We start from the raw sequence: 23,213 nt of genomic DNA, 5'->3' as shown, positions 1-23,213 counted from the left end.
AAATTTAGCCCGCTGATTTTGTGGGATAAATAAGCCTGTTTTTTAAACAAAGGGATTTGAGCTTATATGAAAATTTTCAGTAAGCGCCGCTGGCCGTTTATCGCGCTGATTGCTATCGCCACGCTGCTGGTCGTCGCCGGCAGCGCGGTAGTGCTGCACAAAACCAGCGACACCGCTTTTTGCGTTTCCTGCCACAGCATGTCGAGGCCGCTGGCGGAATATCAGGGCAGCATTCACTTCCAGAACCATGCCGGCATCCGCGCGGAATGCGCCGACTGCCACGTTCCCAACGAGCCGCTGGCCTGGATGGCGACCAAGCTGGGCGCGAGCAAGGATCTGCTGGGCGAACTGACCGGCAAGCTGGACAGCGAAGAGCAGTACAATGCCCACAAGCTGGCGATGGCGGAGTCGGTATGGCAAAAGATGAAGGCCAGCGATTCTGCGACCTGCCGCAGCTGCCACAGTTTTGCCGCGATGGATATGCTGGGCCAGCGGCCGGAAGCCAGGAAAGCGCACCCTGTCGCGCTGAAAAGCGGCGAAACCTGCATCGACTGCCATCGTGGCGTGGCGCATATCCTGCCCGATATGCGCGCCAGCAACGCTTCCGGCGCCGCTCAGCTAACCGCGCTGGCCGCCGCAGCCAAAACCGATAACCGTCCTCTGTATCCCATCAGCACGCAGCCTTTCACCCTGGCATCCCATGACGGGCCTGCCGCAGGCACGCTGTTTCCGGCGGCGGAGCTGCTGCCGTACCGGCATAAAAATGGCCGTACTGAAGCACAGCTGAAAGGCTGGCAGCAGGATGGCTCGACCGGCGCGATCTACGCGGCCAAAGGCAAACGCATTATCAGCGCCATCGTCGCGCTGGAAGCCGCGCCGCAGATAAAAATCCTCGCCACGGAGGAAGACAGCCAGACGGAAACAAGCTGGCACCGCGTTTCGCTCGATATAGCGGTCGCCAGCGACGCGCTGATCGCCGATCGGGACAAGCTCTGGCAGCAGGCCGCCAGCCTGATGACCGCCAACTGCACGGGCTGCCACGGACTCACCGCGCCCGACCACTACACGGCGAACCAGTGGACGGGGGTGATAAAAGGCATGGCCTCGCGCACTTCGCTGGATACGGAGCAGCTGCGCCTGCTGACGCGCTACGCACAGCAGTACGCCAGCGACATGAAGTCGACCGCACAGGGAGAACCCCATGAAAAATAATCGTTTCGGCCTCAGCCGCCGCCAGTTTCTCGCCGCAGGCGGCACGCTGCTGGCCGCCGGCTCGCTGGATCTGCTATACGCCCGCTCCGCGCTGGCTCAGGCCATCAGCCAGGCAATGCCGCTGTTTACTGCGCTCAGGCCCGCCAGAAAAGGCATCCTGACCGCCGCCCACTGGGGCGCTTTTGAAGCGCTGGTAGAGAACGGAAAAATGGTCGGCGTACAGCCCGTGGAGGACGATCCCGCGCCCAACGAGCTGATCACCATGGCGCCTTATCAGGTTCACGCTGCCAACCGCATCACCGCGCCGATGGTGCGGCAAAGCTGGCTGGAGCACGGGCCGGGCAGCAATACGGCGCTGCGCGGCCGCGATAAGTGGGTCAGCGTCAGCTGGGAAAAGGCCACCGAGCTGGTCGCCAACGACATCCGCAGGCTACAGCGCGAGCACGGCCCGTCCGCTATTTACGCCGGATCCTACGGCTGGAAAAGCACCGGGATGCTGCACAACTCCCGCGCGCTGCTGCACCGCCTGATGAACCTGGCGGGTGGCTTTCTGGGCTACAGCGGCGATTACTCTACCGGCGCGGCGCAGGTGATTATGTCGCACGTGGTCGGTTCCATGGAGGTTTACGAGCAGCAAACCAGCTGGCCGGTGGTGGTGGAAAGCAGCGAGCTGGTGGTGCTGTGGGGCTGCAATCCGCTGGTAACGCTGAAAAACAGCTGGAACGTGCCGGATCACGTCGGGCTGGAAGGATTTGCGGCGCTGGCCGCCAAAGGCACGCCGGTTATCTGCATCGATCCCGTATTTAGCGACAGCGCCAAAGCGCTGAATGCGGAATGGATCGCGCCGAAAGCCTATACCGACGCCGCGATGATTTTGGGCCTGGCGCATACGCTGCTGGCAGAAAAGCACCATGACGAGGCTTTTCTTGCCCGCTATACCACGGGTTTTGAAAAGTTTCGCGCCTACCTGCTGGGCGAAAGCGACGGCCTTGTCAAAAGCGCGGAATGGGCCAGCGAGATCTGCGGCATCGCGCCGGAGCAGCTGCGCCAGCTGGCAAGAAGGATGGCGGGTCAGCGCACCATGCTCATGGCCGGCTGGGGCATTCAGCGCCAGCACCGCGGCGAGCAGCCGCACTGGCTGCTGGTAACGCTGGCCGCCATGCTCGGGCAAATCGGCCTGCCGGGCGGCGGTTTCGGCTTCAGCTACCACTACTCTTCCGGCGGCAGCCCAACGGCGCGAGGCGGGATCCTGTCGGGCATCAGCGCGGGCGTCGCGCCTGCCGGTTCGCCGCCGCCGATCCCGGTAGCGCGCATTGCCGACTGCCTTGCCAATCCCGGCAAAACTATCGCTTTTAATGGCAAAGAGGTGACTTATCCCGACGTCAAAATGGTCTACGTCGCGGGGGGCAATCCTTTCCACCACCATCAGGACACCAACAATTTGCTGCTGGCCTGGCAACGCCCGGAAACCATTGTGGTGCAGGATCCTTACTGGACGGCCACCGCCAGACACGCCGATATCGTGCTGCCCTGCACCACCAGCTATGAGCGCAACGATATGGATATGGGCGGCGACTATTCGCAGCGCTATCTGTTCCCGATGCGCCAGTGCGTGCCGCCGCAGCACCAGGCGCGCAGCGATTTCGCCATTTTTCAGGCCATTGCGACCAGGCTCGGCGTCGAACAGGCTTTTACCGAAGGCCGCGATGAAATGCTGTGGCTGAAAAAGCTGTATGACGATATGAAGCAGCAGGCCAGAAACGCCGGCGTCCCGCTGCCGCCGTTCGATCTGTTCTGGCAGTCCAATAACTACATTCGCTTTCCGGTACCGGAAGAGAATAAAAAGTGGGTGCGCTTTGCTGACTATCGCGCCGATCCGCTGTTGAATCCGCTCGGCACGCCCAGCGGGAAAATTGAAATCTTCTCTAAAACTATCGCGGCGATGCACTACGACGACTGCGCGGGCCTGCCGGGCTGGCAGCCGCCGCAGGAGTGGCACGGCAGTGCGCAGGCGCTGCGCTATCCCCTGTCGCTGAATACCGCGCATCCTGCCCATCGTCTGCATTCCCAGCTGGACAACACGCCGCTGCGGCAAAAATATGCCGTCAGCGATCGCGAAGCGATCCTGATCCATCCGCAGGATGCCGTCACCCGAGGGATCCAGTCCGGCGATCTGGTCAGGGCGTTTAACGATCGGGGTCAGATCCTGGTCGGCGCGCTGGTAACGGAAGCGATCCGTCCCGGCGTAGTGCGCATCAGCGAAGGCGCCTGGTACGATCCCGCCGAGCCTGCCGAACCGAAAACGCTGTGCAGGAACGGCAACGTAAACTGCCTGACCTTCGATATCGGCACCTCACGGCTGGCGCAGGGCAACTGCGGGCAGATGGCGCAGCTGGAGGTGGAGAAATTTACGGGCGCGCCGCCGCCCAATACCGCTCATGCCGTGCCGGAAAGCGCACGCCAGCCGATCAGAAACGCGCGCTGACGCCCAGGTTATAGATAAACTGCTCGCCGGTGCTGAGGCCGCCGGTTTGCGACACCGAGGCGAAGGCCGCCGCGCTGTCGCCCAGCGGCAAGTTTGCGCCGACGGTCACGTCCGCCCAGTTGCTGTCCTGGCGGGCGGTATCGCGCGTGAAGCGGGTCTGCGTTGACTTCAGCCCGCCGCCGGCGCGCCAGACGTTATCGCCAAACTGGTGGTTATAGCTGACCGCCGCCCAGGGATTGATCCCGCCCAGCGTGGCATCCAGCCGCCAGCCCAGCGCGCCAATCTGCGAATGGTAGTTCTGATCGGCGAAGCGCATGGCGGTGCTGCTCTCGCCCCGCTCGCTGTAGCCCTCTACCGAACTGTAATCCAGCGCGTACTGTGCCGTCGGGCCGGTGGTAAGCGAAGCGCCCAACGGAAAATCCCAGCCGGTGGTAATACGCGCGCCGAGCTGTTTACCGTCGGTATCGCCCTTTTCCGTCCGCGTCGCCGGGCCGATGGCAAAATGCCGCTGGATATCGTCATAGCGGGCAAAAGCGTAGTACACATCCGTATTTATCCAGCCGTTGTCCAGAAAAGCGAGCTCGCTCCAGGCCGAAAATAGCCAGCCGCGCAGCTTGTAATCGAAGCGAGATGAAGGATGCTGCGTGTCGTCCGAGCCGGAAACCAGCGCGCCCACCAGCAGTGAATCGGTCAGCTTATAGTCCACGCCCAGCGTCAGGTTATGGGTGGTGGCGTTGCCGTCGCCCGCCGCCAGATTGGCGGCATAGTCGTAATGTTGACCGGCGTAGCCGCCGAACACGTTAAGCGATCCCTGCGGATTGTCGCTGTGGCGCTGCTGCTGCAAGCGGCTGTCGAGCGTGGCGCGCGCATCGCGAGAGAGCGCCAGCATCGCCTGATCCAGCGCCACCACCTGCGCGGGCGCGTTCAGCACGGCCTCAATATAATCGGCGATCAGCTGGTGCGTAGCGGGGCCGGGATGCAGACGATCGGCAAACAGCAAAGCCTGCTCGTCGGAAAAACCGGGCGTAGCCGAAGTGCAGACCGCCGCTGAAACGCCGGGCGGGCAGGCCATGCCGGCCGTATTGCTTAAGCCATAGCGCGCCGGGTCACTGAGGATCTCGCTGAAAAGACCGTTGATATCCACGCGCACAATGTTGCCGCCCAGCTGCGCCAGCCGATCGTCTTCCAGCTGGTTATAGCGGTTGGTTAGCGCGCTGCCCTGCTCGCTAAGGCTTTGCCAGGCGGCAAACAGCCGATCGGCGATAGCCTGCCGCACGGCGGTCACGCTGCTGGCCTCACCGGCGGCGGCGTACAGCGCCTGGTAAATCGCCTGATTGCGGCTGTTCAGATCCGGCGTCGTCTGGCCGTTCAGGGAAGCGAAGGCCGCAGCCAGCGCCGTACCGGCAACGGGCGCCAGGCCGGTCTGGATGACCGCCTCCAGCAGCACCGGCGCCGCACCGATATTGGGCACGGTCGGCACGATAACCGTTCCGGCTCCGGCAGCCAGCAGCTGCTGTACCTGGCCTGCGGCGGCAAAAGCACTGTTGCTGACCAGCCCTGCCGCCTGCTGCGGATTCAGCGCGGCCGCCGCCAGATCGTTGCCGCCGATCCAGTGAATATAGAGGCCGTCGGCATCCGCCTGGCCGCCCCTGGCCGCCAGATAAGCGGCGAGCTGGTTAGACGTATTGTTGTCGGCATTCAGCAGCGGCAGCGCCACCGCTTCGCCCGCGGCATAGTTGCTGCCGCCGTTATTGGAAGGCTGGAGCGACTGGTCGATTTTTGCGGCCAGAATTTCGTCATAGAGCGGATGTCGGCTGCTGTCCCAGGTATAGCGGCCGTTATTACCGCCATCGCTCAGGCTGTCGCCAAAGACGGTGTAGCTATCCCAGGCCAGCGCCGGAAAAGTCGAGACGGCATAAAAGAGCCACGCGCTTCCGGCAGCGCGCAGGCGCGAATATTTTTTTAGCATGGCGTGACTCCAGAAAGAGCCTGAAAGCGGCGGCATGACGCCGGTTATTTTGTTGCTATCATCGTCAACCTGTCAGATAACTATTGCCTTTCCGGGCATTGCGTCAAGCCTTTTAAGTGTATTTTTTAACCGATTCAGATAAGGAACTTTACTTATGCAGCGTTGCGGTTGGGTGACTCAGGATCCGATCTATCTGGCCTATCATGATACGGAATGGGGCGTGCCGATTACCGACGCGCAGGCGCTGTTTGAAATGCTGTGCCTGGAAGGTCAGATGGCCGGCCTTTCCTGGCTGACCGTCTTAAAAAAGCGGGAAAACTACCGGCGGGCGTTCTGCGGTTTCGATCCTGAGCAGGTGGCGTTGATGACGGAAAGCGACCTCGATTGGCTGATGCTGGACAGCGGGCTGATCCGCCATCGCGGCAAGCTTTCCGCTATTGTCGCCAACGCGCGCGCGCTGCTGGCGATGGCGGCGCAGGGCGAGGCCTTTGCTGAGTTTATCTGGCAGTTTGTTGATCGCCAGCCGCAAATCCACCGCTACAGCGACTATCGCGCTGCGCCAACCTTCAGCACCGTTTCCGATGCCCTTTCTAAAGCGCTAAAAAAGCGCGGCTTTAAATTTGTCGGCACCACTACCTGTTATTCGTTTATGCAGGCCTGCGGGCTGATTAGCGACCACACGACCAGCTGTTTCTGTCATCCGGATAACCTCAGGTAGCGTCTCTTTACAAATTTAGGAAGACAACACGGTTTTTTTTCGGCGCGGGGTCGGCATAATCGCTTCTTTTCAGGCTATTTTCGCCAGTCGCTGTTCAGGAAACGCTATCCATGAAAAAACGTTTTGTTACTCTTGCTCTTGTTTTGAGCGGTACCATCGCCCTGTCGGGCTGCACCACGAATCCTTACACCGGCGAACGCCAGGCGGGTAAAGCCGGTATCGGCGCGGGCCTGGGCGCCGCGCTGGGCGCAGGCGTCGGCGTGCTCTCCTCTTCCAAAAAAGATCGCGGCAAAGGCGCGCTGATTGGCGCAGCGGCAGGCGCGGCGCTGGGCGGCGGCGCGGGCTACTATATGGACGTGCAGGAAACCAAGCTGCGTGAAAAAATGCGCGGCACCGGCGTCAGCGTGACGCGTGAAGGCAATAATATCGTGCTGAACATGCCGAACAGCGTCACCTTCGACAGCAGCAGCAGCTCGCTGAAGCCTGCGGGTGCCAACACGCTGACCGGCGTGGCAATGGTGCTGAAAGAGTATCCAAAAACCGCCGTTAACATCGTCGGCTATACCGACAGCACCGGCAGCCGCCAGCTGAACATGAACCTGTCGCAGCAGCGTGCCGACAGCGTAGCCAGCTCGCTGATTACCCAGGGCGTGGCGACCAATCGCATTCGCACCGGCGGCATGGGGCCGGACAACCCGGTCGCGACCAACAGCACGGCCGCAGGTAAAGCGCAGAACCGTCGCGTGGAAATCACCCTCAGCCCGCTGCAGTAATCCCGCCAGCCGGACAATCTTTGTCCGGCTGTTTCCCTGCCCAACCGCCTGACTGTGGGCGAGACCGCCCTTATGCTTTATGATGGCCGGATCCGCTTTCCGCCATTACCCGCTATCTTAAGATTTAAGCCCGTGATGGCTGCTTTCATTTTTACTCGTTCAAGGATCGCTATGAACCGCAAGGCCGCACGCGCGACAATCAGCGACGTTGCCAGAAAAGCCCATACGGGCAAAACCAGCGTTTCTCGCTATCTCAACGGCGAGCAGCACCTTCTGTCCGCCGATTTAAAGCAGCGGATTGAAACCGCCATTGCCGAACTTAACTATCGACCCAGCCAGATGGCGCGTGGCCTGAAGCGCGGGCGCACCCGCTTAATCGGCCTGATTATCGCGGATATTACCAATCCTTACTCCGTTGATGTGATGTGCGGCATTGAGGCGGCCTGCCGCGCGCAGGGCTTTACGCTGCTGATGTGCAACACCAATAACGAGGTGGACCAGGAGCAGCACTATCTGAATCTGCTCAGCAGCTATCAGGTGGAAGGGATCGTGGTTAACGCCGTGGGGATGCGCGAGGAAGCGCTGAGCCATCTCCAGCAGTCGCTGCTGCCGATGGTGCTGATTGACCGTAAGATCCCTGATTTCGCCTGCGACGTGGTAGGGCTGAATAACCACGAGGCCGCCGCGCAGGTCACAACGCATCTGCTTGAAGAAGCCTTTGACGCCATTCTGTTTGTTACCGAGCCATTGGGCACCGTCAATACCCGCCACGAGCGCCTCAAGGCGTTCCGGGAAACGATGGCGCAGCATCCGCAGCGCGAGGCCGAACAGGCTGAGGTCGCCTTAAACGACAGCGCGCGACTGGATGGCATCCTGCAAGATTTTTATCAGCGCCATCGCCACCAGCGCTGCGCCGTATTGGCCGTTAATGGCGCGCTGACGCTGCAAATCGCGCGCAGCTTCAAACGCCTGGATCTGCGCTGGGGCGAAGATTTAGGGCTGCTGGGCTTTGACGAGCTGGTCTGGTCGGAACTGGCGGGCGGCGGCATCACTACGCTGAAACAGCCTACGTGGCAGATTGGCTACGCGGCGCTGGAGCAGGTTATCCGCCGTATTGAAGGTGACGAAGCGCCGCCGTGCGAGCAGCTCTACTCCGGTGAGTTGATTATCCGCAGTTCCACGAAGTTCGCCTGATTTCTCTTCTTTTCACCGTATTAACGCAGCGGTCGGCCTGACCCGCGTCGTTCTGACGCTTTTCCAGTAAATTTCCAAATAATTGTCCACATCGTGAGCGCGATCATAAAACCGCGCTCCGCCCCTTTCGGTTGGAACCGGTTCCAGTTAACGTTTTTGTAACGTCAGGGCCACCGCCCGGAGGAAAAGATGAAACCTGAAATTATTGTAGTGACCGCCGCCTATGGCCGCGATCGGATCGGCGAACTCGGCGGTCAGCAGGCCGTGGTGCCGATTGTCGCCGCCGCCGGCGCAGACGGCATTGAGATCCGCCGCGAGCTGTGCAGCGAAGCGGAAATCCAGCAGCTGCCCGCGTTGGGCAAGGCAATCAGTGATGCCGGGCTGACGGCGTTCTACTCGGTCCCGGAAGCGCTTTATACTGAAGAGGGTGCGCTGAATCCTCGGCTGGCAAGCCACCTCAACGAGGCGCAGCAGTTAAACGCCCGCCTGATAAAATATTCATTAGGCCATTATCAGCCCGGTTCGGACGACTCGCCGCTGCGCGACGGGCTGCCGTTAACGCTGGTGGTGGAAAACGATCAGACCGACTGCGGCACGCTTGCCGCCCTCAACGGCTATTTTTCTGACAACGCGCCTGTTGGGATGACGTTTGATATGGGCAACTGGCTATGGGTGGGCGACGACCCCATCCGGGCAGCGGGAAAGCTGGCGTCTTTCGTCAGCTACGTGCACGTCAAAGCCGCTGCGCCGACCGCTGACGGCTGGCGCGCCATCGCGCTGGACGAGGCTGATAATCTGTGGCGGGAAACGCTGGCGCTGCTGCCCTCCGACGTGCCGCGCGGTATTGAGTTCCCGCTGGAAGGCGGCGACCTGGTGGCCGTCACCCGTCACTATGTAGATTTGCTGCGAGAGGTATAAATCATGACCCTTCATGAAAACGGCACGCTGGATGCGGTGACCATCGGCGAAGCGATGGCGATGTTTATCGCCAGCGACACCGGCGATCTGGCGGCGGCGGAGCATTTTACCAAACGTATCGCCGGGGCCGAGCTGAACGTCGCTATCGGCCTGGCTCGCCTGGGCCTGAAGGTAGGCTGGGTCAGCCGCGTCGGCGATGATTCCTTTGGCCGCTTTACGCGCCAGCAGCTGGAAAAAGAGGGCGTCGACAGCCGTCAGGTGACCACCGATGCTCGCTATCCTACTGGTTTCCAGCTGAAATCCCGCGTGGAAGACGGCTCCGATCCGCTGGTGGAATATTTCCGTAAAGGCTCTGCGGCCAGCCATCTGTCGGTTGAGGATTTCAACCGCGACTATTTTGGCGCAGCGCGCCACCTGCATCTGAGCGGCGTGGCGGCGGCCATCTCCGACAGTTCGCTGGCGCTGTCAAAGCATGCGGCGCAGGAGATGAAGCGGATGGGCAAAACCATCTCCTTCGATCCGAACCTGCGTCCCGTGCTGTGGTCAAGCGAGCGCGAAATGGCTACCCAGCTCAACGCGCTGGCGGGCTTTGCCGACTGGGTTTTACCGGGCATCAGCGAAGGCAAAATCCTGACCGGCTACGACCAGCCGGAAGCGATCGCCGATTTTTATCTGGCGATGGGCGTCAAAGCGGTCATCATTAAAACGGGCTGCGAAGGCGCCTGGTATAAAACCGCCGAGGGCGAAAAAGGCCAGGTCGACGCGATCAGAACCGCTAACGTGGTGGATACCGTTGGCGCGGGCGACGGCTTTGCCGTTGGCGTCATCAGCGCGCTGCTGGAAGGGAAAACCCTGCCGCAGGCGATTAAGCGCGGCAACCGCATCGGCTCGCTGGCTATCCAGGTCAGCGGCGACAGCGAAGGCTTGCCCACGCGCGAAACGCTCGGCGATTTTTAAACAGCGGGCGACACGAACCGGACCAGGCTTCTAACCGAACCATAATGAGCCGCACCCACCCTACAATGCAGAGTGCGGCCACCTCCAACAGAGGAAGCAGACGATGAATAAGCAGACAATCGCGCCTAAACGCTGGTGGTACATCATGCCCATCGTGTTTATCACCTACAGCCTGGCGTATCTCGACAGGGCCAATTTCAGCTTTGCCTCGGCCGCCGGCATCAATGAAGATCTGGGCATCACGCACGGCATGTCGTCGCTGCTGGGCGCCCTGTTCTTTCTTGGCTATTTCTTTTTCCAGATCCCCGGCGCGGTGTACGCCGAACGCCGCAGCGTAAAAAAACTGGTTTTCGTCTGCCTGGTGCTGTGGGGCATTTGCGCCTCGCTGACCGGCATGGTCAGTAATATCCCGATGCTGGCGGCTATCCGCTTTGTGCTGGGCGTGGTGGAAGCGGCCGTGATGCCGGCCATGCTGATCTATATCAGCAACTGGTTTACCAAATCGGAGCGCTCCCGCGCCAATACCTTCCTGATCCTGGGCAACCCGGTCACGGTGCTGTGGATGTCCGTGGTTTCCGGCTATCTGATCAATGCCTTCGGCTGGCGCGAAATGTTTATTTTTGAGGGCATTCCGGCGGTGATCTGGGCCGTGGCCTGGTGGTTTATGGTGCAGGATAAGCCCGCTCAGGCGAAATGGCTGAGCGAAGAGGAAAAAGCGGCGCTGGCGGCACAGCTGCAAAAAGAGCAGGAAAACATCAAGGCGGTGCGCAATTACAGCGAGGCGTTCCGCTCGCGCAATGTCATTATCCTTTGCATTCAGTATTTTACCTGGAGCATCGGCGTCTATGGCTTTGTGCTGTGGCTGCCTTCTATCCTGCGCAACGGGATGCAGATGGGCATGGTGGAAGCGGGCTGGCTCTCTGCGGTGCCTTACCTGGCCGCCACCGTGGCGATGATCCTGGCTTCCTGGGCTTCCGACAAGCTGCAAAACCGTAAACTCTTTGTCTGGCCGCTGCTGTTAATTGGCGCGCTGGCGTTTTTAGGTTCATATCTTGTAGGGGCGAATAATTTCTGGCTGTCGTTCAGCCTGCTGGTGGTGGCCGGTGCCGCGATGTACGCGCCTTATGGCCCGTTCTTCGCCATTATCCCGGAAATGCTGCCGCGTAACGTGGCGGGCGGCGCAATGGCGCTGATTAACGCGATGGGCGCGCTAGGCTCTTTCCTGGGCTCCTGGGTCGTGGGTTATTTGAACGGCGCGACGGGCAGCCCTTCCGCTTCGTATATCTTTATGGGGGTATCGCTGCTTATCTCGGTCTGGCTGACGCTGATCGTAAAGCCAGCAGCCAATAAGCAACCCCCGATGCCGCATGGCGCTAAACACGCTTAACGGTGCGGGCCGCCTGGCCCGTGCCTTAAAGAAACAGGGAGACAAGCATGAAACCATCCGTGGTGCTGTATAAGAAGCTGCCGCAGGATCTGCGTTCGCAGCTCGACGAGCATTTTAACGTTACCGAAATCAACGGCCTGACCCCGGAAACCCTTAGCCAACACGCGGAGGTCTTTCAGCAGGCCGAAGGTATTTTAGGCTCCGGCGGCAAAGTGGACGCTGAGTTCCTGAAAAAAGCGCCGAAGCTGCGCGTCGCCTCTTCCGTTTCCGTGGGCGTGGACAACTTTGATATTCCCGCGCTGAGCGAACGCGGCGTGCTGTTGATGCACACCCCGACCGTACTGACGGAAACCGTCGCCGATACCATGATGGCGCTGGTGCTGACCAGCGCGCGTCGCGTGGTGGAATCCGCCGAGCGCGTGAAAAAAGGTGAGTGGCAGGGCAGCATCGGCGCGGACTGGTTCGGCATTGACGTGCACCATAAAAAAATGGGCATCCTGGGCATGGGTCGTATCGGACTGGCGCTGGCGCAGCGCGCGCACCTGGGCTTCAGCATGCCGATCCTTTACAACGCTCGTAAGCACCACGAAGAGGCGGAGCAGCGTTTCGACGCGCAATACTGCGATCTGGATACGCTGCTGAAAGAGTCCGATTTCCTGTGCATCAGCCTGCCGCTGACTGAACAGACGCACCACCTGATCGGCCGCGAGGAGCTGGCGAAAATGAAGCCTTCCGCCGTGCTGATCAATGCCGGACGCGGCCCGGTTATCGATGAAGAAGCGCTGATCGCCGCGCTGCAAGAGGGCACTATCCACGCCGCCGGTCTGGACGTGTTTGAGAAAGAGCCGCTGCCAAAGGATTCGCCTTTGCTGACGCTGCCTAACGTGGTGGCGCTGCCGCATATTGGCTCTGCGACGCATGAAACCCGTTACGGCATGGCAAAAGACGCGGTGGAAAATCTGATTGCCGCCCTGAACGGTAAAGTGGACAAGAACTGCGTTAATCCTGAAGTAGCAAAATAATTTTCTGTGCCGATGCGCTTTGCGTGTCGGCACGTTTTTCAGCGCCCTGCCGACCTCTTTATCCCGCAAAAATTCCCTTCTTAGCCTAAACAGGCGCTAAACAAATAGCCTGTTCGTTCCTGAACGCGTCAGTGCCCTGTTGTTATTTAGTTGATCCACTCAGGTAACCATAAGCTAAATCATTATTTAATTAAGATGATATAAAATGAGATCCTGCGGCTTTTTAATTAAAAAAAAGCGGTCATATTGTTAATTAAATGCTCAACATAAAGAAAGCAATAGAAATGTAAAGATCCCTTTTTGTTACCTGGCCTTTCTTCCCCCTTAGGGGCGGGCATTGTGCCAACTTAATATTGTGATATAACTACGCTCATTCGGAAACTCGCTTATCGGCATAAATTATGCCGAGGGTATTATTTTGCCCGTAATAAGCACCACATTAATAAGGGAAGAATCTTCAACGACTTAAAGATGTTTAATTATCCGTAGCGCCAGCAATCACGAGTGACAGGTTTATTATTCATGGGCTCCCCTGAATTAATACAGCACGCTCACGCTGGCTGAAATTATCTTTTATTTAATATAAAGAAACCATGAAAAATAAACCTGACCTTAATAAAGAAAATAAGTCGCCGTGGCGGCACCGTTTAACCTGGCTGACCGTAGCGATTCAGGGCGCTTTCCCGATTGCCTGTGCGTTTACGCCCGCGCTGGCCGTTGCCCGCCAGCATTTTTTGACGCAGTCGGCGGATGCCGTCGCTATCCGAACGCAGGTTTATACCCTGGGCCAGGCGGAAACGGCAGCGGGCGTGGCGCAAAAATACAATATGAGCGTGGAAGCGCTGCGCAAGCTGAACCAGCTGCGCACTTTCGCTCACGGCTTTGATCGGCTACAGCCGGGCGACGAGCTGGACGTGCCGCTTTCTCCTTTGCCAAAAGTGCACTGGCACAACGCCGACAACGGCCTGGAGATGAAAGCCGCCGGTCTTGCTACGCAGGCGGGTTCCTCGCTCGACAGCCGCAACGGCAACGGCGCCGCCTCTGCCGCCGCCAGCATGGCCGCAGGCGAAGCGGGCGCGCAGGCGCAGCAGTGGCTGGGCCGTTTCGGTACCGCGCGCGTGCAGCTGGACGCGGATAAAAACTTCTCGCTGAAAAACTCGCAGTTCGACCTGCTGCTGCCTTTAAGCGATCGTAGCGACCGCCTGATCTTCACTCAGGGAAGCTTCCACCGCACCGACGATCGCAACCAGGCGAATCTTGGTCTCGGGATGCGTCATTTCGGCCATGACTTTATGACCGGCGCTAATGCCTTCTTTGATTACGATCTTTCCCGTCAACATGCCCGTTCCGGCATGGGCGTCGAGTACTGGCGCAACTTTATCAAAGTGGCGGCAAACGGCTATGTGCGGCTCACCAGCTGGAAAGACTCTAAAGATTTTTCCGGCTACGAAGAGCGTCCGGCCAACGGCTGGGATATCCGTACGGAAGCCTTCCTGCCTGCCCTGCCTCAGCTGGGCGCGAAGTTTAACTACGAACAATATTACGGTAACGACGTGGCGCTGTTTGATAAGGACAACCGCCAGAAAAATCCGCACGCCATTACCGCAGGCGTCACCTTTACGCCCTTCCCGCTGCTGTCGCTGGAAGCGGAACAGCGCCAGGGCAAAGCCGGAGAACACGATACGCGGCTGGGCCTGACGCTCAATTATCAGCTCGGGATGCCGTGGCGCAAACAGCTGGACAGCGATGCGGTAGCGGCGATGCGTAGCCTGGCCGGCAACCGCTACGATCTGGTGAACCGTAATAACAACATCGTGCTTGAGTACCGTAAAGAAGAGACGATCAGGCTGAGCACTGCGAAGCTCATCAGCGGCACGGCCGGCGAGCAAAAAACGCTGAACGTTTCGGTCAACAGCAAATACGGCCTGGATCGCATCAACTGGTCCGCGTCGTCGCTGCTGGCTAACGGCGGGAAAATTATCGCTAACGGCCCTACCGATTTCAGCGTGGTGCTGCCGGCCTATCATGCCGACGCCACCGGTACCAACAGCTACACCCTCAGCGGCGTGGCGATCGATAAAAAAGGTAACGCCTCAAAGCGTACGGAAACGCAAATTACCGTCACCGAAGCCGCTATTAACGTTAACAGCAGTTCACTGCTGCCGGTCAGCAGCACGCTGGTATCAGACGGCCACGCTCAGCAGACGCTGACCCTGACGGTAAAAGACAGCCTGGGCAATCCGGTTGATATCAATGAAAAAGAGATTAGCGTGACCAAAAGCGCGCAGGCCGCCGACGATACCAAAGTGTCTGCCTTTACTCGTCAGAGCGCGGGCCGTTATACCGCCGTGGTGACGGCGGGCACGCATCCGGAAACGCTGACCATTACGCCTGTTGCCCGCAATATGACTTTTCCTGGTGCAACGGTAACTATCGCGGCGGATAACGCAAGCGCACGGCTGGCAAGCCTGACCGTGGTCAGCAACGATGCGGTAGCCGACGGTAAAGCAGCCGATCGGGTTACAGCGCTGGTAACGGATGCACAGGGCAATCCGCTGGCCGGACAAACCGTGACCTTCAGCGCTGATAATAGCGCCGTCATTACACAAAGCGCGATGACTGACGCACGCGGCGAAGCGTCCGTTCCCGTTAGCGATACCAAAACCGGTCAGAGTAAGGTTGTCGCGCAGATGGGCTCCGCCCGTAAAGAAGCCGAAGTGAATTTTGTGGCAGGCAAGGCGGCATCGGTTTACATGCATCGGGTCACGGGCCGCGCCGTTGCGGATGGTACAGATACCAGCGTGGTTGAGATCTTTGTAAAAGATAGCAACGGCAATCCCGTCACCAACAGAAAAGTCGCCATTACGGCCACTGACGACCGCGTCAACATTCCTTCTGAAGTTACTTTAGATAAATATGGCGCGGCGCGTTTCCCGACCTCCAGCAATCACGATGGCGGCTGGAAAGTAGAAGGAACTATTGATGGCCTCAAAGGCTCGGTGATTGTCTATTTTTACGCGGGCTATCCAACCGTCAATAACTCTTCTTTCACCGTAAGCGCCACGAGCGTGCCGGCTGACGGCGTCAGCGCCATCACGCTTACCCTCGTCGCCCGGGATATGCGCAATAACGCGGTGAAAACGCTGCCGAACTTAATTAACTTTGATACCAGCGGCCTGCCTGGCTGCCATATCAGCGCGGTTAAGGTCAGTGGTAACGTCTATACCGCTCAGCTGACCTCAACTAAAGCGATGAGCGGAAAGATTGCGGTTAATTTGATGCTTCGCCGTGGCGTGATGCCGATTAACGTAACTTTTACGCCTCCGGCCCGGTAATGTTGCCAGGGTAAGATCGGAAAGGCCCCATTTTGAGCGCGTACGCCAAAAACGGGGCCTTTCAACTGACCGGCTGGCGCGGGTAGCGCCGCAGACCAATAAAACCGTCCCTGACAGCTACCCGGGGCGGTTTTCACTTTTAACGAGCCAGCCAGCCGCCGTCTACGGCAATGGTGTAGCCGTTAATATAGTCGGCAGCCGGAGAGGCCAGGAATACCGCTGGCCCCATCAGATCGGCCGGCAGTCCCCAACGGCCTGCCGGGATACGCTCCAGAATATCGGCGTTGCGCTTTTCATCGGCACGCAGCTGTGCGGTATTGTTGGTCGCCATATAGCCCGGCGCGATGGCATTAACGTTAATACCGTGCTTCGCCCATTCATTGGCCAACAGACGCGTCACGCCCATCACGGCGCTTTTTGATGCCGTATAAGAAGGCACGCGAATGCCGCCCTGGAAAGAGAGCATGGAGGCAATATTGATGATTTTCCCGCCCTTGCCCTGTTTGATAAACTGACGCGCTACCGCCTGCGACATAAAGAACACGGATTTAATATTCAGGTTCATCACGTCGTCCCAGTCTTTTTCTGAGAAGTCGATCGCATCTTCACGACGAATGATACCGGCGTTGTTGACCAGGATATCGATTTTGCCGTATTCCGCCACGGCTTTTGCCACAACGCCTTCAATACATTCGGTTTTGCCCAGATCGGCGGTCAGGCTGAAAAAACGGCGGCCCAGCGCGGTGACGCGCTCAATGGTTTCTTTCGGCTCGACAATATTCACGCCAACGATATCGCATCCCGCTTCCGCCAGCCCCAGCGCCATGCCCTGACCCAGTCCCGTATCGCATCCCGTGACCATCGCCACGCGGCCTTTTAAATCAAATGCATTCAAAATCATAACTGCTCCTGTAAGCCAGAGGGCGGACTGCGTGTCAGAAGCCGGGAAAGTGGCCTGTTATCCGAGACAGGGCAGCCCTGCCCGGTTTTCGAGCGCACACTATAGCGGAGGGAAAAGCACGCACGCCGTGATCGAAATCAGGAAAAGGGGGATAATGAAATCGCTATTTATAAAAAATAAAACAATGTTTCATTTTAAAGGGCGAAACGGCGTCCGCCCTGGCTGGCTTATTCTACGGCTATCGGCGTTTGCTCCACGTTGATTTTGGTCTCGCCCTGAAGCGTTTTGATACGCTCTTCGACTTTTTGTACCGCGCTGGCATCCTTCAGCAGCGAATAGGTCAGCGTAAACTCCGCGCTCTGGCCCGGCTGCAGCTGTTTAACCCTGCCCTGCTCTTTTTCAATCGTTACCGGATAGGCATAGTTGGTGCCGGGCTCGATCCCCGTCACGTAGCCCTGCTTCAGCGTATCGGTGTTTTTCCACATCGTCAGCACCGGCAGCTGCCGCGTATCGAATTCGATAGCCGCGCCCTTGTCGCCTTTGCTGTTAACCACGGCCGCCACGGTTTTGCCATTGCTGTCGGCAATGGGCTGCAGGTTAAACACCATTTCATCGAAATCTTTGGTTGGCGCGCCATAGGTCTGCCAGTTTTCCAGCCCTTTTTTCGCATAGTCATTAAATGGCGAAACGGATTTTACCGGCGCCAGGAAACGGGCGTTTTCTTCCAGGATCGGCGTGCTGAAGTTGCTGTGATAGATAATTTCATAGTCGTGCGGGTAGTCAGCCTGGTTGGTCAGCACGTCGTGGAGGGTAAAGGAGTCCGCGCCCGGCACGTAGCGCAGCTCGGTCCAGGTTTCCAGACGCGCTTTTTTAAAGGTGTTTTCTTTCAGCAGGCCGCGAATACGGATTTCATGCGGCGCCTGGTCATCCACGATCACTTCCACTTTCGACGCTGGTGTATTGCCCGCTTTACCGTGCAGCGTGTAAATACGCCCGTCTTTGGTGACCGGATGGCCGGTCCACTCAAAGCCGCAGCGCACCATCATCTCGTTAAATCCTTCCAGCCAGCCCAGGCCGTTACGGCTTTCCAGATTGATATAGGCCGGGTTCACCACCTCATCAACCGGCGAATCCCAGCCCAGCCGCACGCCGTGACCGTTAACGTGCAGCAGATCCATACCGCGCGTCGGGCTGAGCGCGATAGTCAGGCCGTTTTTGCTGGTCAACGTCAGCACCTTCGAGCCTTCCTGCTTGCCGCCGTGCAGCACCTGCTGTTCCAGCGTAAAGGGTTCGCCGCTCAGCTTGAGCTGTCTGCTGTCGATCCGCCAGTCGCCTTTTTCCGTGCCCTGCGTATCGGTTAACACCCAGCTTTGCGCCGCCGCCTGCCCGCTGAACATTGCTATCACCGCGCCCGCCAGAAGAGTCTTATGCATTTTGTTGTCCTTGCTGAAATGATTAAGCTGAAGAGCAGCCAGCCTACAAAGCATGCGGTATCAGGACTGTGACTGGCGTCACCGCACGGATTTTTAAGAAATTTTTATCAATAAGTCGTGCAGTTCATCACAAATTATTAACTGAAATAGCCGGCTGACGGAAAAAAGCGGCGGGGCTAACGGCGAAAAAAAGCTAATCAGTTGAAACGATTCACCTTTAACCTTCGCTGCCTGCCTGACCACCGCCTGCTGTTGCTGGCCGACACGGCTGCCCGCTGACGTTGCATCACGCCTGGCGTGGCGTTAAGGTTAGCTTTCACTTGCCTACGATAAGCAGTTAATACGTTATGAGCTTTTCCGCTTTCGGTAACAAATTCACACGCGCCTCAGGGATCACCCGCCTGATGGAAGATATGGGCGAAGGGCTGCGCACGCCCGGTTCGGTGATGCTGGGCGGCGGTAATCCGGCCCAGATCCCGGCGATGAACGACTATTTTCAGCAGCTGCTGCAGCAGATGCATGACGAGGGCAAGCTGGCCGATGCGCTTTGCAACTACGACGGCCCAAGAGGAAAAAGCACGCTGCTGGAATCGCTTTCCACGCTGCTGCGCGACGAGCTGGGCTGGCAGGTAGGGCCGCAGAATATCGCCCTGACCAACGGCAGCCAGAGCGCCTTTTTCTATTTGTTTAATCTTTACGCGGGCCGCCGCGCAGACGGGCGCAAAAAGCGCGTATTGTTTCCACTGGCTCCCGAATATCTGGGTTACGCTGACGCCGGGCTGGACGAAGAGCTGTTTGTTTCCGCCCGTCCCGATATCGAAATGCTGCCTGAAGGCCAGTTCAAATATCACGTTAATTTTGAGCAGCTGCATATTACCGAAGATACCGGGCTGATTTGCGTTTCCCGGCCGACCAATCCAACCGGCAACGTGATTACCGACGAAGAGCTGATGAAGCTGGATGCGCTGGCGCAGCAGCATGAGGTACCGCTGCTGATTGATAACGCCTACGGCGTGCCTTTTCCCGGCATCATCTTTAGCGACGTTCGCCCGCTGTGGAACCCGAATATTATTCTGTGCATGAGCCTTTCCAAGCTGGGCCTGCCCGGCTCACGCTGCGGCATCATTGTTGCTGATGAAAAAGTGATTACCGCCATCGGCAATATGAACGGCATTATCAGCCTGGCGCCGGGCAGTATCGGCCCGGCCATCGCGCATGAGATGATCCAGCGTGGTGATTTGCTGCGCCTGTCGGAAGAGGTGATCAGGCCGTTTTATCAGGAAAGGGTTAAGCAGACTATCGCCGTTATCCGGCGCTATTTACCCGAAGAACGCTGCCTTATCCACAAGCCGGAAGGCGCTATTTTCCTCTGGCTCTGGTTTAAAGATCTGCCCATCTCTACGGAAATCCTCTATCAGCGTTTAAAAGCGCGCGGCGTATTGATGGTGCCGGGCCACTTTTTCTTTCCGGGACTGGAGCATGAATGGCCGCACACGCACCAGTGCATGCGCATGAACTATGTGCCGGACAGCGACAAAATTGAGAAAGGGATCGCCATTCTGGCGGAAGAGATTGAGCGGGCGCACAGCGAATCGGGCGGCAGAGCCCTCTGCTGATGCAAACGAAAAAGGCCGCACAAAGTGCGGCCTTAATTTTACGCGCGGTCTTATTTCAGAATTTCAATGCGGCGCGGTTTGTTGACTTCCGGCACGATGCGCTCCAGATCGATATAGAGCAGGCCGTTTTCCAGGCGTGCATCACGCACGTTAACGTGCTCGGCCAGCTGGAATTTACGCTCGAAGTTGCGTTCCGCAATACCCTGATAGAGATAGGTTTTTTCCTGCTGCTCTTCAGGATGGGCGCCGCGCACGGTCAGCATATTGTCGTGAGAGGTGATCTCCAGTTCGCTCTGCGCGAACCCTGCCACGGCAATGGTGATTCGGTACTGGTTTTCCGCCACCAGCTCCACGTTATAAGGAGGGTAGCCGCCGTTGCTCTGACCCTGGTTGGATTCCAGCAGGTTGATCAGACGGTCGAAACCAATAGAAGAACGGTACAGCGGGGCGAGATCGAAATTACGCATGGTATAGCTCCTGATTATCAGCGAGGGTGTAATGCGACCTTCCACTATGGACAGATCGTCGGGCTACAAGCGGTATCCTGTCGGCATACGTTTTGTGACCCTGAACATAAAATGGTGACATTAAGATCGCTTTCAAGGGCCCGTTCAGGAAATTTTTCGGCCAATCCGGTGCGAATGTCATACACTCAGAAAGAGATTAATCGGAGCGTTAAAGCAGCGGGCACATGCTGATCATGATAAGCAGAGCGGTTTTGCCGCTGCTGAAGGGATAAAGAATATGATGGTACTAAAAAAAAGTCGTTTCGCTGGCCTGCTGGCCTGTCTGTCACTGGCCGGCACGGGTGGCTGCTCCAGCTTTATGTCCCATTCCGGCCCCGATCAGGGCTATTATCCCGGTACGCGCGCCAGCGCAAAAATTGTTAGCGACAGCGACAGCGGCTGGGTCATGCGCCCGCTGGCGGCTATCGACCTGCCTTTCTCCGCCGTGCTGGATACGCTGCTGCTGCCGTTTGACTACTACCGCTCAGGCCGCGATAAAACCGGCGATTCACCGCGTGAACGCGTGTTGCGCAGCGAGCAGCAGAATCATACCAGCGACAGCCTTTCGCAGGCCGCGCCGCTGGTGATCAATACGTCGCCTCGACATCAGCAATAAAAATCTGCTGAAAGCCCGCCACGTTACGCAAATAGGCCACATAAAGCCCGTCCGGCGAGCAGACGACCGCTTCCGGCGAAGGCGCTTCGGCGGTGCGGGCCGTCAGCCTCCGCATTTTACCGCTGCCCGTATCGCATAACACCACGCTGTTATCGTTAATAAAAGCCACCGACTTGCCGTCGGGATGCCAGCTGAAGGCGGACTGAATATCGCTGGCGGCGTGGGTGATCTGACGAGGCTTGCCGCCGCCGGGCGCGATGGTCCACAGCTGCACCACGCCTTCGTCGTCCTTCATTAAAAAGGCGATGGCGCGACCGTCGGGTGAGCTACGCAGCCAGTGACGCGGCGAGGTCGCCAGGCCCGGAAAGGGGCGATCGTGCGTAAAAGTCAGCCGACGCTGCCTGACGCCCAGCGGCGGAGCGGGCAGCGTGGCGGCGGTGCCAGCCAGCGGAGCGTCGCCTTCCAGCGCATAGTCGGCCATCTTTTCCGGCAGATCGACAATAAACACTTCCGGTACCTTCTCGCCTTTTTCGCTGAGCGTATCGCCGATAAACGCCAGCGCCCAACGCTGCCGGTGGCCGTCGCTTTTCAGGTAGCCCTCTTCGCCGATCCAACCCTCTTCATAGGCTCGATTGATCTCATCGCTGCCGGGCGTCGGCGTGGCGGTGGTGGCGCTGACCAGCACGCAGAAATGGCTGCCTGCATACTCTCGGGGATGCTGCAACGGCGGACAAACCGCATGTAGCGGCACGGCCACGCCGACGTTGCGCAAATCTTGTTTCACGTCCAGCTCGTGCATCACATGATCGTTATAGGTAAAACTCAGCCTGGTGCCGTCGGGGCTGAACACGTGTACGTGCGAGCCGCCGCGCAGCGCGCCGGGCGTAAAGGGCGGCGTAATATCGCAGGCGTCCATATTTTCCACCAGGCCGTTCTGAATAATAACGCCACGACGATGATGAAAGTCATAGCGCCACTGGCTGTCAGGATGTTCCGGGCCGTGAATGCAAACGTAGCGCGGCGGCAAATCCGGGCTGACGGTGATCACGCCAACGTGCGCGCCCGCCTGCGCCTGGTAAAGGATTTCCGTCTGGCCGCTGAGGTTAACGCGCTCGACGGTTAAGCTGTTGAAGGTGGAGGCATTGCTGCGAACGTCGTAGACCAGCCAGTGGCTGTCGGCCGTCCAGACGTTGATATTGGTGAGCTGGTGATTGCGCTGAGCAAAAGTGAGCTGTTTTTCCGTCATCATGCTTACCCTTAGCGAGGTTTGCTGCTAAGGGTAATGCATTACGCGCTTTTGCGGTACTGGCGCTTAAAGCGTGATACCGCCGCCCTGTCAGAGCGCGAATTTTTCGATAGCGTGCGCCACGCCGTCTTCCATATTGGTTTTGGTAACGAACTGCGCAATGTTTTTTACCTTGTCGATACCGTTGCCCATCGCCACGCCCGTGCCGGCGAAGGTCAACATCGCCAGATCGTTTTCCTGATCGCCGATAGCCATCACTTCATCGCGGGAAAGCCCTAAACGCTCGGCCAGCGCTTTGACGCCCGCGCCCTTATCGACTTTCTTATTAAGGATTTCCAGGAAATAAGGCGAGCTTTTCATAATGGTATAGCGATCGTAAGCTTCCTGCGGAATGCGGGTAATGGCCTCATCCAGCGTTTCTGGCGTATCGATCATCATGACTTTAGGGAAAGTGGCGGTTTTATCCATCTCTTCCACCGCGCGGTAGCGCAGCGGCATCCCGGTCAGCGAAGCTTCGTGGACGGTGTATTCGCTGATGTCCTTGTTGGGCGTAAACAGCAGCGATTTCGTCAGCGCCTGAAAATGTACGCCCAGCTCGCGCGCCAGCTTTTCCACATACAGGTAGTCGTCAAAGTTCAGCGTAACTTCCGCCACGCACTCGCCCGATTCCGCTTTCTGCACCAGCGCGCCGTTATTGGTAATGCAATACTGCCCTTCCCGTTGTAAATCCAGCTCCATCAGATAACGCTCCACGCCGATAAACGGCCGGCCGCTCGCCAGTACAATCGCTATTCCTTTATCACGGGCTGCCTGAATGGCCCGCTTAACGCCAGGCGTCACCTCATGCTGAGGATTAAGCAGCGTGCCGTCTATATCAATCGCAATCAGTTTTATCGCCATAACTTCCTCTTGAGCTTCACGGTTT

Annotated in this window: 18 protein-coding genes; 12 read left to right on the top strand and 6 right to left on the bottom strand. The window is 58.3% G+C overall.

Features of this window, described 5'->3' with window-relative positions; translation table 11 throughout:
* Positions 1 to 66 precede the first annotated feature (66 nt).
* Together AB6T85_RS09005 and torA are read left to right on the top strand one after the other, a co-directional pair.
* Complete coding sequence (locus AB6T85_RS09005; protein ID WP_369895336.1) at positions 67 to 1,212, top strand: NapC/NirT family cytochrome c; 1,146 nt, start codon at positions 67 to 69, stop codon at positions 1,210 to 1,212.
* On the top strand, positions 1,202 to 3,697 hold the full coding sequence (gene torA, locus AB6T85_RS09000) for a trimethylamine-N-oxide reductase TorA (RefSeq protein WP_369895335.1): 2,496 nt from the start codon (positions 1,202 to 1,204) through the stop codon (positions 3,695 to 3,697). Before AB6T85_RS09005 ends, torA begins: the two co-directional genes overlap by 11 nt.
* Here torA and AB6T85_RS08995 read toward each other — a convergent pair.
* A complete protein-coding gene (locus tag AB6T85_RS08995) occupies positions 3,681 to 5,666 on the bottom strand; it encodes an autotransporter outer membrane beta-barrel domain-containing protein (protein WP_369895334.1) in 1,986 nt (661 codons plus the stop codon). The two genes, torA and AB6T85_RS08995, sit on opposite strands and share 17 nt — an antisense overlap.
* Before the next feature lie 154 nt (positions 5,667 to 5,820).
* Between AB6T85_RS08995 and AB6T85_RS08990 the strand changes: the two genes are divergently transcribed.
* From AB6T85_RS08990 to AB6T85_RS08955, 8 genes are all read left to right on the top strand, one after another.
* Positions 5,821 to 6,384 (top strand): DNA-3-methyladenine glycosylase I, encoded by a 564-nt coding sequence (locus AB6T85_RS08990; RefSeq protein ID WP_253456737.1) that lies wholly within the window; start codon positions 5,821 to 5,823, stop codon positions 6,382 to 6,384.
* A gap of 110 nt (positions 6,385 to 6,494) precedes the next feature.
* Positions 6,495 to 7,157 carry an OmpA family lipoprotein gene (locus AB6T85_RS08985; protein WP_253456740.1) on the top strand — a complete coding sequence of 221 codons (663 nt, stop codon included), beginning with the start codon at positions 6,495 to 6,497 and terminating at the stop codon, positions 7,155 to 7,157.
* Positions 7,158 to 7,328: 171 nt separating this feature from the next.
* Positions 7,329 to 8,351, top strand: a complete 1,023-nt coding sequence (locus tag AB6T85_RS08980; protein ID WP_253456743.1) for a LacI family DNA-binding transcriptional regulator — start codon at positions 7,329 to 7,331, stop codon at positions 8,349 to 8,351.
* Positions 8,352 to 8,540: 189 nt separating this feature from the next.
* Complete coding sequence (locus AB6T85_RS08975) at positions 8,541 to 9,269, top strand: sugar phosphate isomerase/epimerase family protein (protein WP_369895332.1); 729 nt, start codon at positions 8,541 to 8,543, stop codon at positions 9,267 to 9,269.
* Between the two features lie 3 nt (positions 9,270 to 9,272).
* Entirely contained in the window at positions 9,273 to 10,226 is a 954-nt protein-coding gene (locus AB6T85_RS08970) for a sugar kinase (RefSeq protein WP_301251568.1), read from the top strand.
* Between the two features lie 103 nt (positions 10,227 to 10,329).
* A complete protein-coding gene (locus tag AB6T85_RS08965) occupies positions 10,330 to 11,613 on the top strand; it encodes an MFS transporter (protein ID WP_301251569.1) in 1,284 nt (427 codons plus the stop codon).
* 47 nt (positions 11,614 to 11,660) lie between these two features.
* On the top strand, positions 11,661 to 12,635 hold the full coding sequence (gene ghrB / locus AB6T85_RS08960; protein WP_301730567.1) for a glyoxylate/hydroxypyruvate reductase GhrB: 975 nt from the start codon (positions 11,661 to 11,663) through the stop codon (positions 12,633 to 12,635).
* A 593-nt stretch (positions 12,636 to 13,228) separates the two neighbouring features.
* Positions 13,229 to 15,970, top strand: coding sequence for an inverse autotransporter beta domain-containing protein (locus AB6T85_RS08955; protein ID WP_369895330.1), 2,742 nt, complete (start codon positions 13,229 to 13,231; stop codon positions 15,968 to 15,970).
* 139 nt (positions 15,971 to 16,109) lie between these two features.
* Here the strand turns inward: AB6T85_RS08955 and kduD are convergent, their stop codons facing one another.
* Together kduD and AB6T85_RS08945 are read right to left on the bottom strand one after the other, a co-directional pair.
* The gene (gene kduD / locus AB6T85_RS08950; protein WP_253456763.1) at positions 16,110 to 16,871 is read right to left on the bottom strand and encodes a 2-dehydro-3-deoxy-D-gluconate 5-dehydrogenase KduD; all 762 of its coding nucleotides are present in this window, start codon (positions 16,869 to 16,871) and stop codon (positions 16,110 to 16,112) included.
* 227 nt (positions 16,872 to 17,098) lie between these two features.
* Positions 17,099 to 18,304, bottom strand: coding sequence for an aldose 1-epimerase family protein (locus tag AB6T85_RS08945; RefSeq protein ID WP_301251576.1), 1,206 nt, complete (start codon positions 18,302 to 18,304; stop codon positions 17,099 to 17,101).
* A gap of 347 nt (positions 18,305 to 18,651) precedes the next feature.
* Between AB6T85_RS08945 and AB6T85_RS08940 the strand changes: the two genes are divergently transcribed.
* The gene (locus AB6T85_RS08940) at positions 18,652 to 19,920 is read left to right on the top strand and encodes a valine--pyruvate transaminase (protein ID WP_253456769.1); all 1,269 of its coding nucleotides are present in this window, start codon (positions 18,652 to 18,654) and stop codon (positions 19,918 to 19,920) included.
* Between the two features lie 50 nt (positions 19,921 to 19,970).
* Here AB6T85_RS08940 and ibpA read toward each other — a convergent pair whose 3' ends face one another.
* Positions 19,971 to 20,387 carry a small heat shock chaperone IbpA gene (gene ibpA, locus AB6T85_RS08935; protein ID WP_369895329.1) on the bottom strand — a complete coding sequence of 139 codons (417 nt, stop codon included), beginning with the start codon at positions 20,385 to 20,387 and terminating at the stop codon, positions 19,971 to 19,973.
* 277 nt (positions 20,388 to 20,664) lie between these two features.
* Here ibpA and AB6T85_RS08930 point away from each other — a divergent pair, with 277 nt between their 5' ends.
* Positions 20,665 to 21,042, top strand: a complete 378-nt coding sequence (locus AB6T85_RS08930; protein ID WP_301251579.1) for a YceK/YidQ family lipoprotein — start codon at positions 20,665 to 20,667, stop codon at positions 21,040 to 21,042.
* Here AB6T85_RS08930 and AB6T85_RS08925 read toward each other — a convergent pair.
* Together AB6T85_RS08925 and yidA are read right to left on the bottom strand one after the other, a co-directional pair.
* The gene (locus AB6T85_RS08925; protein ID WP_301251614.1) at positions 21,014 to 22,288 is read right to left on the bottom strand and encodes a YidR family protein; all 1,275 of its coding nucleotides are present in this window, start codon (positions 22,286 to 22,288) and stop codon (positions 21,014 to 21,016) included. The genes AB6T85_RS08930 and AB6T85_RS08925 overlap by 29 nt on opposite strands.
* A 90-nt stretch (positions 22,289 to 22,378) precedes the next feature.
* The gene (gene yidA, locus AB6T85_RS08920; protein WP_253456775.1) at positions 22,379 to 23,188 is read right to left on the bottom strand and encodes a sugar-phosphatase; all 810 of its coding nucleotides are present in this window, start codon (positions 23,186 to 23,188) and stop codon (positions 22,379 to 22,381) included.
* Positions 23,189 to 23,213 lie beyond the last annotated feature (25 nt).

The sequence above is a fragment of the Erwinia aeris genome, from assembly GCF_041224955.1.
GTDB classification, from domain to species: Bacteria; Pseudomonadota; Gammaproteobacteria; order Enterobacterales; family Enterobacteriaceae; genus Erwinia; species Erwinia aeris.
This window is presented reverse-complemented; position numbering and strand designations above follow the sequence as displayed.